The organism is Streptomyces sp. So13.3, from assembly GCF_005860785.2.
In the GTDB taxonomy this organism is placed as follows: domain Bacteria; phylum Actinomycetota; class Actinomycetes; order Streptomycetales; family Streptomycetaceae; genus Actinacidiphila; species Actinacidiphila fildesensis.
In genome coordinates, this window is the sequence record NZ_CP048835.1 from 7776587 (window position 1) to 7790244 (window position 13658).

10 protein-coding genes and 1 pseudogene are annotated in these 13658 nt (G+C 66.7%); 4 read left to right on the forward strand and 7 right to left on the reverse strand.

Translation table 11 applies throughout. The features are described from left to right. Positions 1 to 39: 39 nt before the first annotated feature. Both C8250_RS34800 and C8250_RS34805 read right to left on the reverse strand, forming a co-directional pair. Positions 40 to 885, reverse strand: coding sequence for an ABC transporter permease (locus C8250_RS34800; RefSeq protein WP_138357737.1), 846 nt, complete (start codon positions 883 to 885; stop codon positions 40 to 42). Then, positions 882 to 1835 (reverse strand): ATP-binding cassette domain-containing protein, encoded by a 954-nt coding sequence (locus C8250_RS34805; protein ID WP_138357738.1) that lies wholly within the window; start codon positions 1833 to 1835, stop codon positions 882 to 884. Before C8250_RS34805 ends, C8250_RS34800 begins: the two co-directional genes overlap by 4 nt. Before the next feature lie 85 nt (positions 1836 to 1920). Between C8250_RS34805 and C8250_RS34810 the strand changes: the two are divergent. After that, positions 1921 to 2752 (forward strand): annotated as a pseudogene (locus C8250_RS34810) (IS5 family transposase). Next, positions 2749 to 3171, forward strand: a complete 423-nt coding sequence (locus C8250_RS34815) for a hypothetical protein (protein ID WP_138359659.1) — start codon at positions 2749 to 2751, stop codon at positions 3169 to 3171. Before C8250_RS34810 ends, C8250_RS34815 begins: the two are co-directional and overlap by 4 nt. A 335-nt stretch (positions 3172 to 3506) precedes the next feature. Here the strand turns inward: C8250_RS34815 and C8250_RS34820 are convergent, their stop codons facing one another. The 4 genes from C8250_RS34820 to C8250_RS34835 form a co-directional block, all read right to left on the reverse strand. Next, a complete protein-coding gene (locus tag C8250_RS34820) occupies positions 3507 to 5582 on the reverse strand; it encodes an MMPL family transporter (protein WP_187145102.1) in 2076 nt (691 codons plus the stop codon). 256 nt (positions 5583 to 5838) lie between these two features. Then, positions 5839 to 6546, reverse strand: a complete 708-nt coding sequence (locus C8250_RS34825; RefSeq protein ID WP_187145103.1) for a M56 family metallopeptidase — start codon at positions 6544 to 6546, stop codon at positions 5839 to 5841. A 131-nt stretch (positions 6547 to 6677) separates the two neighbouring features. Next, complete coding sequence (locus C8250_RS34830) at positions 6678 to 7058, reverse strand: BlaI/MecI/CopY family transcriptional regulator (RefSeq protein WP_138359303.1); 381 nt, start codon at positions 7056 to 7058, stop codon at positions 6678 to 6680. A gap of 105 nt (positions 7059 to 7163) precedes the next feature. Then, a complete protein-coding gene (locus tag C8250_RS34835) occupies positions 7164 to 7871 on the reverse strand; it encodes a response regulator transcription factor (RefSeq protein WP_138359301.1) in 708 nt (235 codons plus the stop codon). Positions 7872 to 8552: 681 nt separating this feature from the next. Between C8250_RS34835 and C8250_RS44965 the strand changes: the two genes are divergently transcribed. Then, on the forward strand, positions 8553 to 8963 hold the full coding sequence (locus tag C8250_RS44965) for a hypothetical protein (protein WP_331284116.1): 411 nt from the start codon (positions 8553 to 8555) through the stop codon (positions 8961 to 8963). 31 nt (positions 8964 to 8994) lie between these two features. Here the strand turns inward: C8250_RS44965 and C8250_RS34845 are convergent, their stop codons facing one another. Then, on the reverse strand, positions 8995 to 9660 hold the full coding sequence (locus C8250_RS34845) for a 4'-phosphopantetheinyl transferase superfamily protein (protein WP_187145104.1): 666 nt from the start codon (positions 9658 to 9660) through the stop codon (positions 8995 to 8997). Positions 9661 to 9960: 300 nt separating this feature from the next. Between C8250_RS34845 and C8250_RS34850 the strand changes: the two genes are divergently transcribed. Beyond that, the gene (locus tag C8250_RS34850; protein ID WP_187145105.1) at positions 9961 to 13572 is read left to right on the forward strand and encodes a non-ribosomal peptide synthetase; all 3612 of its coding nucleotides are present in this window, start codon (positions 9961 to 9963) and stop codon (positions 13570 to 13572) included. The last annotated feature ends 86 nt before the right edge of the window (positions 13573 to 13658 follow it).

Consider the following 13658-nt stretch of genomic DNA (forward strand, 5'->3'; position numbering starts at 1 on the left):
AAACTCCTCGAAACTCCACGGACGGCGGTGGCGGGCTCCTCAGCGCTCGACGGCGCGCCGGAACAGCGGGATGACGAAGCCTTGGGTGAGCGCGATACCGACGACGAGTACGGCGGCGGCGGGCAGCAGGGCATGCGCTGTGACCGGTCCGGTCATCAGCGCTCGCGCGCCTTCGGTGACGTAGGTGAACGGGTTGTAGTGCGCCAGGGAGGCCAGCCAGCCCGGTTGCAGGGACGTGGGCATGGCCGCCGTGCTGGTGAACATCAGCAGGATGAACAGCGGGGACATCGCCAATGGGGCCTGAGGGTTCCAGGTGGTCAGCGCAACGATGTAGAAGAGTCCGCCGTACGCCACCGACCAGGCGCTGCACATCACCAGCAGCCCCACCACGGACGCCGGGCCGGATTCCAGACGGGCTCCCAGGGCCAGACCCACCAGGAGCACGACGACTGCGGCGGGCAGTACTCGCAGGGCGTCGAAGATGATCCGGGACAGCAGAATCGCGGACGGGCGCACGTTCAGAAGCCGCAGCCGCTGGAGGAATCCGGTCTGGACGTCCAGCACGAGAGCGGTGGCGGAGTATCCGGAGCCCATCATGCCGGCCAGCAGCATCATGCCCGGGGCCATGTAGGCGGTGTAGGGCTGGATGGGAAAGCTCTCCAGGGACGAGACCCGGGCGTACGACGAGGCGACGAGGGTCTCGGCGAAGAGCGGGAACAGCACGGGAAAGATGAAGGCGATCACCGGGCTGCGCAAAGCCTCGCGGATATTGCGGCGCAGCAGCATCCATACCTCGCCCGCGAGGTGATTCTGGGACACGCTCTGGGAGGTGCCGTGGGGTGTGCGCCACGCCGCGGTGTCCGGAGCTACATCGGTGTCGGTCACGTCCGGTTTCCCTTACCCCTGGTGGTGGCCAGGCTCCTGCCGAGAGCGGCGAGCCCGGCGGCGGTCTGTGCTTCGCCGTCGGTGGCGGGCGCGGAACCGGTGAGGCGGACGAAGACGTCCTCCAAGGTCGGTTCCTCGATGCTGTAGGCGGTCTCGGGTACTCCGAGGCAGGCGAGCCGGTCGATGGTCTTGAGCAGGAGACCGGGAGCTGCCGCGTCCAGGGTCACTCCGTCAGGTCCTGCGGTCGCAGACGGCCCGAACTCCGCGAGGACACGCAGGTGTTCGTCGCCGTCGGTGGGGCGCACCTGGACCCGTTTTCCTCCGTAGCGGGCTTTGAGCCGGCGAGGAGTGTCCAGGACCGCGACCCGGCCGCGGTCCATGACCGCGATCCGATCGGCCAGGACATCGGCCTCCTCCAGGTACTGCGTGGTGAGCAGTACGGTGCCGCCGTTGACGGCGAAGGCGCGGACCCAGCCCCACAGGGCACGCCGGCTCTGCGGGTCCAGGCCGGTGGTCGGCTCATCCAGGAACAGCACGTCCGGGTCGCGCATCAGGGCCAGAGCGAGGTCCAGCCGACGACGTGTACCGCCGGAACAGACGGCCACGACCTTGTCCATGGCACTGCCGAGTCCGAACAGGTCGATGAGTTCCTCAGCGCGCGCGGTGGCGCCCGAGGTGCTCAGTCCGGCCAGCCGGCCAATGAAGGCCAGGTGCTCGCGGCCGGTCATCAGCTCGTCGAGTGCGACCTGTTGCAGGGACGCGCCGATCCGTGCGCGAACCGAGGTGCGCTCGCGCACCACATCGTGTCCGCACACCTGGGCGGATCCGCTGGTGGGCGTCTCCAAGGTGGTGAGCAGGTTGATCAGAGTGGTCTTACCGGCGCCGTTCCGTCCCAGACAGCCGAACGTCTCGCCGCGCGGAATATCGAACGTGAGAGTGCGGTACGTGATCTTCTGTCCTGCTTATGATCACTCGATGGGGTGACGGTGAAGCATTATTGCCGGTCAGGCGTTCGGGATTCGCTTGGGTGACGGGATGAGCGATCGCAAGTCGTACTCGAGTGATGTCTCCGACGAGCAGTGGGCCCTGGTCGAGCCCGTGGTCACGGCGTGGAAGGCCGCGCATCCGTCGGTCAGTGGCCACCAGGGCAGATACGCGATGCGGGAGATCGTCAACGCGATCCTGTACCAGAACCGCAGCGGCTGCCAGTGGGACCTGCTGCCCCACGACCTGCCGCCCGCCGGTGCGGTGAAGTACTACTTCTACAAGTGGCGCGACGATGGCACCGATCAGACCATTCATGATCTGCTGCGATGGCAACTGCGGGAGAAGAAGCGGCGATTAGCCGACCCGAGCCTCATCGTCATGGACACGCAGAGCATCCGCGTGGCCGTCGGCGTCCCGGCCGCCACGACCGGCAAGGACGCGGCGAAACGGGTGCCGGGGCGGAAGAGATGCCTGGCCGTGGACGTATTGGGACTCGTCGTCGAGGCTGTCGCCCTGTAAAGCGTCCGCACACGACAACGCCGCCGGAATCGCGCTGCTGGACGGCGTGGCCGCCCAGATGGGCACCGTGAGGAAGGCCTTGGTCGACCAGGGGTTCAAGAAGGCCGTCGTCGACCACGGCGAGCAGTACGGCATCGACGTCGAGATCGTTGAACGCAACCCGGCCGACAAGAGCTTCATTCCGCAGGCCAAGCGGTGGGTCGTGGAGCAGACGAACGGGATCCTGATGTTCTACCGGCGCCTGGTCCGCGACTACGAGCACCGGCTCGCCACCTCGCGCTCTCGCGTCTTCTGGGCGATGACCTCTGTCATGGCCCGTAAGCTCACCGGCGCCACCCTGCCCTCCTGGAGGACCGCGTGAGCGACAACCCGCAGATCAGAAACGTCCTTGCCTACGTCGAGGCCCGCGAGAACGAACTCGACAAGCAGGCCGGGCAGCTCCGCGCGTCCATCGAGGACCTCACCGCCCGCCTCGGCGAACTCGACGCGGAGACCGAGAACCTGCGCATCACCCGCAAGACGCTCCTGAACATCCCGGCACCGGAGCCCGCCGACGATCCGCCACGGCCCGAGGCGCCGGACCACCCCGCTTACCAGCAGATTCTCGCTGTCTTCACCGACACCGGCCATCCGATGCGTGCTCGAGACCTGTGCGAGGCACTCGACCTGCCGATCCTCCCGAAGAACACCGAAGGCATCCGGTCCAAACTGAAACGCCTGGTCACACGGGGCATTCTCACCGAACCCGAACCCGGCCTGTTCGCTCAGCCCCGCACCTGAGTACCAGTCCGCCCCGCCGACCAGGACTCCTCACCCAACCCCAAGCATCAACCGGACATCAGGTCACGTACCGCACTCTGAGATCGTCCAGGGCCTGTGTGCCGTCCGGATAGACCTTTCCCAACGACTGGAGCGCGATGGCCGCGTTCCCCATGGTCGTCTCCTCCCTGGCCGGCCGGTAGGACCGGCTCCTGGCGAAGCGAGCATCGCGCGTGGGCGGCTACGGCGCACAGTCCACTCCGGGCGGCCTTTGTAAGCACGAAGGCCGATCGGACGTAGTGCCCGATCGGCCATGCCGCACGGCCGGAAAGGGCCGACGTGGGGAGAAGTGAGGTTCAGTCGGTGACAGGCAGCGGAGAGGGATCTCCGGTCGCCGTCGAGGAGGCGCGTCCTGCGCTGCGGCGCGGCCACCAGACAGCATCCCCGAGGTCGAGAACGAGAGCCGGCACCAGCAGCGAGCGGACAACGATGGCGTCCAGGAGTACGCCGAAGGCAACGGCGAAGCCGACTTCGGCCAGGGGGACGAACGGGAGGACTGCGAGGGCCGCGAAGGTACCGGCGAGAACCACGCCGGCCGAGGTGATCACTCCACCGGTGCCCTCCAGCGCCCGCAGCATGCCGATTCTGGTGCCGTGCTGCGCGCTCTCCTCCCGCACTCGGTGCATCAAGAAGATGTTGTAGTCGACGCCGAGGGCCACGAGAAAGATGAACACATACAACGGGATGGACGGGTTGATGCCGGCGTAGCCCATGACGTGGTCGAAGAACGCCGTACTCGTGCCGAATGCCGCGGCGAAGCTGAGTACGACGGTCAACACCAGCAGCAGCGGTCCTAGGACGGCGCGCAGCAGCAGCATGAGGATCAGCAGGATGACACCGAGGACGAGCGGGGCGATGACCGCGTCATCACGCGCTGCCGCTGCGCGGGTGTCCACCTGGGTCGCTGTCGGTCCGCCCACCCACGCCTGGCTGCCGATTTCGGCCGCCAGCCGCGAACGCAAGGTGCGGACCGTGGCCAATGCCCGCCCGCTGTACGGGTCGTCGCCCAGGACGGTGATGATCTCCGTTCGCTGACCGATGTGCCGCGTGGCGGTCACTTCGTTCACCCCCGGGGTGCGTTCCACGACGGCGATGGTCCTCGCGGCCAGTTCGGAAGGCACCACGACCGACGTCGGCGCTGAGGCGCCTGCGGGGAAGCTGCCGGCGATCAGTTTCTGGCCGGTCACCGCATCGACCGAGGACGGAAACTCGTTGAGCGGATTCAGTTGGGTGGACGCGCCGAGCAGTGCTGCCGCCATCACCAGGAGCACCGCGGCGGTTCCTGCCCAGACCGTCCGGGGCCGCTTGGCCACTGTTGCCCCGATTCGCGCCCACAGTGCGGTGCGGTTCGCCGCGACGGCTCCTACCCGAGGGACCAGGGGCCAGAAGAGCCAGCGGCCGAACAGAGCCAACAGCGCGGGCAGCAAGGTCATTGTCACCAGGTAGACCACGGTGACGCCCATGGCCGCCACGGGACCCAGACCGCGGTCGGAGTTGAGTTCGGCGGCCAGCAGACAGAGCATGCCGGCCACGACCGTGCCGGCCGAGGCCGTGATGGCACCCACGCTGCGACGCAGTGCTTCAGCCAGCGCCTCATGGCGGTCGGCGTGCACCCGCAACTCCTCGCGGTAGCGGGAGATCAGGAGCAGGGCGTAGTCCGTTCCGGCGCCGAAGGCCAGCACCGTCAGAATGCCCGCGGAGAGGTCCGACACGGTGCCGCCGTTGCTTCCGTAGCCGTAGACGGCCGCCTGAGCGACGCGCAGTCCAAGACCCACGGTGAACAGCGGCAGCAACCAGAGCACCGGGCTGCGATACGTCAGCAGCAGCAACACAGCGACGACCAGAGCGGTCGCGTACAGCAACGTGGTGCCCACGCCGGAGAAGATCTCCGCATGGTCCAGCTGAAGCCCTGCTGCTCCTGTCACGCGCACCTGGAGGCCGTCGCGGTCGGCGGCGTTTTCGCGCAGTGCCTTGACGGTGTCCTTCAGTTGGTCGTCGCCCGCTTTCCGGTCGACGGCGATGGTGTACACGGCTGTCGTGCCGTCCGGGGCGACGTGCACGGGACCGGGTTGCTGCGCGCCGGGCAGTCGCAGCGCGACGATCCGCCGGCGCTCCTGGTCGAGCCGCTGCCGATCGGTGGCGGTGAGTCCGCTGTCGCGGTGGTAGACGAGGACCGCGTCCAAGGCGTCCCCGCCGGGGGCGGTCCTCAGGACCGCACTTACCTGCGTCGATTGGGAACTGCGTGGCAGGAAGGACATCTCGTCGGTCTTCTCGACCGACGTCAGACGGTTGGCGAAGGATCCCAGGGCGACGGCGAGCAGGAGCCAGCACACCAGCACCGGCCACTTGCCTCGTCGTAAGGCTGTCCCCAACCGAGTCCGACCGTCAGAAGCCGGCAGGTCATGGGCGTGGGCTGACGCGTTGCGCGGCCTGGTCTGTAAAGGAGACATGGCATCTCGCATCCGGGATGTCGGGAACGAACGGACCGGAGAACGGCCCGGGAGGGCGACGCTCCATCCAAACTACTACGCTACCGTAGTAGTAAATAGTGTTCCGGACAAACGAGGGCCCCGGCGATGCCGGGGCTCCTCCTGGATCGGTCTGGGCTCGTGCGCGAGCGGGAAGGCGTCAGGGGCAGCCCAGGACGTAGATCGCGCTGACGGCGACCATGGCGACCGCCGCCATCCCGAGGGAACTGCGGAGCATCAGGCTCCAGGTCAGCGGAGGGGAGGGGACGGTCTGCCCCTCCAGGTGCGCGATGCGGGCCCCCAGGAGTGCGGGGTTTGCCATGGCAGCCGTCACGGGGTCCGGTCCGGCCTCTCGTGAAACCGCCAGCAACGCCCCGGCGACGGCTCGGCAGCCGCATGCGTCGAGGGCATGGCGGTCGGCCCGCAGCTCCTGGCGCATCACCTGAACCGACTGCCAGTAGCGGACCAGCGGAACATACCAAAAGGTCGCCGAGGCAACGGCCAACAGGCTGCGGCGTAGCGGGTCCAGGCGCCGCAGGTGTGCTTCCTCGTGTCGCAGTACGGCTTCGAGTTGTTCAGGAGCGAGTTCCTCGATCAACAGCCGGGAGACGGCGATACGGGGCCGGCCGGCGCCGTATGTGAACGCCGTCGTCCGTGGGTCGTCGATCTCGACCACCCGGTCGAGCATTCCGAGGGGGCCCGCAGCCTCGATCAGCGGCGGGGAAGCGGGCAGGGTGGATCGCTCGATGGTTCGGTGCAGGGCGCGAGTGTCGCGCCCCCATCGGATGAGGAGCAGATGCGAGACCGACCATCCGATGGCCGCGAGCGCCAGGGCGGCCAGTACGGCACCACGCCTCCAGCCGTTCAACGCCCCGGCCCCTCGGGTTGTGACGAAGGAGAAAGCCACGAACATGAAGAATGCGGTCCCGGCCAACCGCACGGCCAGGCCTGCCGCGGGTAGCCACACGCCCCATTGGGCACGGTGGGTGGAGCCGCCGATCACTTGCGGTCGCCTTCTTGCATCAGGCGCTCCAGCCGGGCCATGAGGTCTGGGGCGTTGCGGGCCTCGTCGACGAAGTGCGCGACGGCGGCCGCCCCGAATCCGCGGATCACCTCGCGGACCGCCAATGCCGCCTCGTCGGCGACCGCGGCGGTATAGGCATAGCCCCGGCCTTCCTTGGTGCGCGCGGCAGCGCCCTTGTCGGCCAGTCGGGAGAGCACAGTCATCACAGTGGTGTAGGCAAGCGGGGTTCCGCGGGTGCCGTTGAGGGCGTCGAGGACGTCCCGGACGGAGACCGGGGCCGGTGCACTCCACAGCACGTTCATGATCTCGACCTCGAGAGGGCCGAGAACGAGACCAGTGGGAGCAGGTTCGGACATCACATCCTCAATCTACTACGCAAGCGTGGTAGACGATAGCTCTGCTCGGGGTCCCCCCGGGCCGGCCCCTTGGGGAAGGCCGGCCCGGGGAGACCCCGGGGTGGGTCACGGAACCTGGGGCACCAGACCGTCCCGCAGAGCCATCGCGACCGCCAAGGTCCTGTTGGAGCAGTTCAGCTTTGCAAGAACGTTCGCAACGTGCCGCTTTGCCCCGTGCTCCGAAATGTTCAGCCGTCGTGCGATCTGCTTGTTGCTGTAGCCATCCACCAGGAGCGCAAGCGCCTCCTGCTCGCGCGGAGTGAGGAAGAGCCCGCGCGGCGCCTTGTCCCTGCGACGCACCATGGACAGCAGCTCGCGGGCCAGGGCCGTCGGCATTGGCATCTCGCCCCGTAGAAGCCGGCTGAGGGCATCCTGCAAGACCTCGGGAGTGAGACCCGTCTCGAGCAGGAACCCATCCGCGTACTGTGCGGCGGCCTGGATCATCGCTTCGTCGCCGGCATTGCTGAGCAGCAACAACAGCTTTCCGCCCGCGGCGTGAACCTGTGTGCTGAGCTGTGCCAAATCACCGTTGAGAGCCGAGGATGCCACCACTACGTCCTGCGGAGACTGCTGCAACAGGTTCAGCGCCTCGCGGTGAGTCCCGCAACCGGTCGTCTGATGCACGGTGGGGAGAGCGTCGAGCATGGAGCACAGACCCCAACGCACAACATCGTTGTCAAGCGCGACGAGCAGCTTGAGGTGACTACATCGAGCCATGTCGTCCAGCTCGCGAACGGGTTCTGTCTGGGTCTGTTGGATCGCCTCGGTGGTCATGCGGTGCCCCCATGCGAAATGCGGTCGGGCGTGCCCGGCCGTTCGGGTACAGGTGGTTGTGCGGGTTGCGGCACAGGATCCTGGAGGGAGTGCTCAGGGGGAACGACCGATAGGGCCTGCTGAACCCCCGTGTGCAGCAAGTGGGTTGACCGGGTGTGGTGCCCGGTCGGCGCTCGAACAAGTGAGCTACATGGTGCTTCTGGTTCTATATATACTACGACCCTGTAGTGGTAATCCAGGGGTCCTTGACCGCTAGAGGCCAAACCCCCCTCCGGTATCCGTCATACCGGACCAAAGTCAGCGGCCGCAGGCCAAACGGAGGGCAGATCGATGGATGACGAGGCGTTCTACCGTCCGCTGGGAGACGACTCCTTCCGTCCGACCGTCTGCGCTCAAGGCCCTACCCATCAGTACGGGGGAGCCGTCGCTGCTTTGCTCATCAAGGCGGCAGAGGACTCTGTTGCCGCTCCTGGGTTCCAACTGACCCGAGCCACATGCGACTTCCTGGGACCGGTTCCGATCGCGGATGTCACGATCGCGGCGCACACGGCCCGCCAAGGCGCCAGCCTCCAACTCGTCGTCGCTGAACTCTCTGTCGCAGGCAAGACGTGTGCCACTTTGAGGGGTTGGTGGATGCGATCCACTCGGCTCGACCTCCCCCGGCAGGATGAGGAGCGGCCGGTGCCCGTCATACCGCCCGCGCAGCCGCATCCCCGACCACCGTTCGGCTACCTCCGGGCCTCCGAGCGCCGATTCGTGCGAGGAGACTTCCTCGAGCCGGGGCCGGTGTTCGTCTGGTCCCGTACCCCGCTGCCGCTGGTCGCCGGGATACCTGCCACTCGCCTGCAACACCTGTTCATCAACACCGACATCGCCTGCGGTGTCAGCTCCGTGCTCGACTGGAACGAATTCGTCTTCGCCAACGTCGATCTGACGCTCCACCTTCACCGGCAACCCACCGGTGAATGGACCGGACTGGACGCCACGACGCACATCAGTGACCACGGCACCGGCACCACCCACACCCAACTGTGGGACGAAAAGGGCCTCATCGGGAGTGCCGCTCAGGCCCTGTACGTCGCCCGCCGCTGAGCGTGCAGTCGGCGGACGAAGGCCTCGTCCCTCAGATCTGTTCCATGATCTCCGAACCGTCACGTTCCCACAGAGTGATGTCGCCAGGGCTCGAGACGGCTACCGCCCCTACATAGCCGGCGCCAAGCGGACTGGACAGCATGCGCAACCGCATCTGTGCCTTGGCTACACCCTCCGGCCATGCCAGGACTCTTGGGGGCTCGCCAGGACCGGAGACAATCAAGGTCTCGGGCGGCACCACCAGGCCGCAGCCCAGGGCCTTCAGGACCGCTTCCTTGCGCGTCCAATGGGCGAGTAGGGCCTCGGCCTGTTCGGCCGCCGGTACCCGATCCAGTTGCCGGTGCTCCATCGCCGACAGCGTCGCGGCGGCGATCCGGTTCAGGTTCTTCAGCGGTCGGACGCGCTCGATGTCCACGCCGGTCGAGGCATCACCGACGGCGACGACGACGCGGCCGGCGGTATGGGACAGCGAGACCTCCAGATCCGGGCCATGACGCGCCTGCACTCGCGGTTTGCCGTGCGGTTCACCGCATTGCGTGCAACTTCGCACGATCAGAACGTGATCCGCCGGTTCTCGTAGGTACCCCGATGCCAGGACCCGCAGCAGGCAGTGCGCCGTGCTGAAGCGATCTCGGTCGGCAGGCTTCGACAGCCGCTCCATCCGAATGCGCTCCTGGTCGTCCAGTAGCTGGAGCATCGCTGGCACCGATGAACGAACCGGAGCCCACCACACATGACAGGACCCGGCGTCCGGCCGAGTCAAACCCGCCATCTCATTGCTTCCTCTCCCGGAGGTCCGCGAGCCTCAATCCAACACGAAGAGGGGCAGGGCAGGCCATAGCGCTCCGCCGCCCCGAGTGAGTAGTAGCCGACCGGGCAGGGCGCCCGCACATGTGAGGCATCGCCCATCGCCCCGCCAGGCGGGGCTTAATCCTGGGGCGGAACTCGACCACGCTGGTCCGTTGTGAACTCGCCCGTCAGCCGTGGAGGAATCGCCGTGGACGTCAGCCCTGCCATTACGGAAATCACGACCGCCGCGGGATCCGGGCCGGAAGCGGCTGGAGGCACGCTCTCGGACTCGCAGCAGCTTCAGTTGCGCGCACTGTGCGCCCAGGTAAGTCCCGACTGGGACGAGTCCAGTACGGACGGCGACACGCCGCTGTACTTCGAATCAATCGCGGCTGCAGAACTCAAAGCCCTCATTGAGGCCCAGTTCCACGCCAGCCTTCCCCTCGTCGAGCTCATCGAAGAGCCGACGCTGAACAGCCTGATCGACCTGATAAGCGCCGCACTGGAATCCGGCACGACCCCCGACGACCTTCCGGTGTTGGTGGGGGATGTGGGGGGTCGGTTTGAGGCGTTTGGTTTGACTGATGTGCAGCATGCGTATTGGTTGGGTCGTTCTGGGTTGTTTGAGTTGGGGCAGGTGTCGACTCATTTGTATGTGCAGTTTGAGTCGGCTGATTTTGATGTGGTGCGGGCGCGGGTGGCGTTGGAGCGGTTGGTGGAGCGGCACGAGATGTTGCGTGCGGTGGTGCGGGGTGATGGGCGGCAGCAGGTGTTGGAGGTGGTGCCGCCGGTGGTGGTGGGGTTGGAGGATTTGTCGGGGGTTGAGGGTGTTGTGGCTGCGGGGCGGGTGGCTGCGGTGCGGGATGAGTTGTCGCATGAGGTGCGGCCGGCTGATGTGTGGCCGTTGTTCGAGGTGCGGGTGCAGCGGTTGCCTGGTGGGGTTTCGCGGGTGCATTTCAGTTTGGATCTGCTGGTGGCTGATGCGGGGTCGGTGCAGATTGTGTTGGAGGAGTGGGCGTTGTTGTATGCGGATCCGGGGGTGGAGTTGGCGCCTTTGGGTTGTTCGTTCCGTGATTATGTGCGGGCGTTGGAGGGGGTGGAGTCTTCGGAGGGGTTTGAGCGTGCGCGGGGGTATTGGTTGGGTCGGATTGAGGATTTGCCTGCGGCGCCGGAGTTGCCGTTGGTGGTTGCGCCTTCTGGGGTGGAGCCGAGGTTTGTGCGGCGGCAGTTTGTGTTGGACGGGGTTCGGTGGGGGGTGTTGAAGGAGCGGGCGGCGTCGTTTGGTTTGACGGCGTCTGCGGTGTTGGCGGCGGCGTATGCGGAGGTTTTGGGGGTGTGGTCGAAGTCGCCGCGGTTCACGTTGAATTTTACGGTGGCTGATCGGTGGCCTTTGCATGCGGATGTGAATCGTCTGGTGGGTGATTTCACGTCGGTGTTGTTGGTGGAGGCGGATGTTTCGGGTTCTGTGGGGTTTGTGGATCGGGCGCGGGCGTTGCAGCGTCAGGTGTGGGAGGGGTTGGAGCACCGGGCGTATGGCGGGGTTCGGGTGTTGCGGGATCTGGCGCGTGAGCATGGTGCGGAACGGGCCTCCATGCCCGTCGTCTTCACCAGCGCCATCGGACATCCCATGGGTGACGCGCACGGAGACTTCCCTCCGTTCGGGCGGCTCGTCGACGCCATCTCCCAGACCCCTCAGGTTCTGCTCGACATGCAGATCATTGAGAAGCAAACCGGCCTGAACGTCAGCTGGGACGCGGTGGATGCCGCCTTCCCCGAAGGTGTGCTCGACCAGGCTTTCGCCACCCTGAAGGCCCTCCTTCTGCGCCTCTCGGAGCAGGACAGTGAGGCCTGGACCCAGGTGCAGAGCCCCCTCCTGCCGTCGGGGCAGTTGGTGGTGCGTGAGGCGGCTAATGGTGCGGTGGGTGTGGTGTCGGGTGGGTTGTTGCATGAGGGGGTTTTTGCGGCTGCGGGTCGGTGGGCGGGTCGGGATGCGGTGGTGTGGCCGGGTGGTCGGATGTCGTTCGGTGAGTTGGTGTCGCGGGCGTGGCGGATCGGTCGGCGGTTGCGTGAGGCCGGGGTCCGGCCGGGTGAGCCGGTGGTGGTCGCGGCGCGTAAGGGCTGGGAGCAGATTGCCGGGGTGCTCGGTGTCCTGGCGTCGGGTGGCGCGTATGTACCGGTGGATCCTGACCAGCCCGAGCGGCGTCTGCACGGCCTGATCCACCGCACCGGAACCCGCACCATCCTCACCCAGCAGGATCTGTTCTCCAGTACGAGCTGGCCTGACGGCATGAGCGTGTGGTCCATCGATGACGATGCGGCGTGGGACGGCATCCCGGACGAGCCGTTGGAGTGGGTGCAGGATCCGTCGGATCTGGCGTATGTGATCTTCACGTCGGGTTCGACGGGGGAGCCGAAGGGCGTGATGATCGATCACCGCGGCGCCCTGAACACCATCATCGACATCAACGACCGATTCCGGGTGACGGAGAACGACCGGGTGTTGGGTCTGTCGTCGCTGAGCTTTGACCTGTCGGTCTGGGACGTCTTCGGAGTCCTGGCCGCCGGCGGCGCCGTAGTTCTGCCCGATCCGGACGGACTCCGCGACCCGTCCCACTGGGCAGATCTGATCCGTGTCGAGGGCGTCACCATCTGGAATTCCGTCCCTGCGCTGCTGGAACTCTTCAGCGAATACGTCGCCTCTCATGGTGCGGAGGGGGTGGGTTTGCGGTTGGCGTTGTTGTCGGGGGACTGGATTGCGGTGTCGTTGCCGGATCGGGTGCGGGACCTGGTGCCCGGTTTGGAGGTGGTGAGCCTGGGTGGTGCTACGGAGGCGTCGATCTGGTCGATCGCGTATCCGATCGGTGTGGTAGATCCGTCGTGGCGGAGCATCCCGTACGGGCGTCCGCTGGTGAACCAGAGTTTCCGGGTGGTGGACGGGAATCTGCGGCATCGCCCGGACTTCGTGGCCGGCGAGCTGCAGATCGGCGGGGTCGGGGTCGCGATGGGGTACTGGGGCGATCCGGAACGGACCGCTGCCTCGTTCGTGACCGATCCGGTGACGGGGGAGCGGTGGTACCGGACTGGGGATCTGGGCCGGTACCTGCCGGACGGAACGATTGAGTTCCTGGGCCGGGAGGACTTCCAGGTCAAGATCGGCGGCTACCGCATCGAGCTGGGTGAGATCGAGGCCGCGCTGCTGGCCGACCCGCAGGTCGAAGCCGCTGTGGCGCATGCCTGGGGGGCACCTGGCGGGCCGCGCCGACTGGCTGCGTATGTCGTGCCCGTCGAAGGGGCGATCCTGGAGGTCGACAAGGTCCGGGCCCAGGCCGCGGAGGTCCTGCCGGCGTATATGGTGCCGGCCGCTTTGGTGGTGCTGGACGCGCTGCCCTTGACGGGCAACGGCAAGATCGACCGCAAGGCGCTGCCCGATCCGGGTGAAGCCGCCCGCCAGCCGTATGTGGCACCGGCCACTCCGATCGAGCAGACCCTGACCGGCATCTGGTCGGAGCTGCTGGCCACCGAACGCATCGGCGTCCACGACAACCTCTTCGAACTCGGCGCCGACTCCCTCCTCGCCCTCCGTGCGGTCGCCGCGGCCGACACCGCCGGCCTCCACCTCGAACTCCGCGACGTCTTCGCCCACCCCACCATCGCCACCCAAGCCACCCACACCACCCAAGGACGCAGCACTCTTCCGGTGTTGGTGGGGGATGTGGGGGGTCGGTTTGAGGCGTTTGGTTTGACTGATGTGCAGCATGCGTATTGGTTGGGTCGTTCTGGGTTGTTTGAGAGTGCGGTACGTGACCTGATGTCCGGTTGATGCTTGGGGTTGGGTGAGGAGTCCTGGTCGGCGGGGCGGACTGGTACTCAGGTGCGGGGCTGAGCGAACAGGCCGGGTTCGGGTTC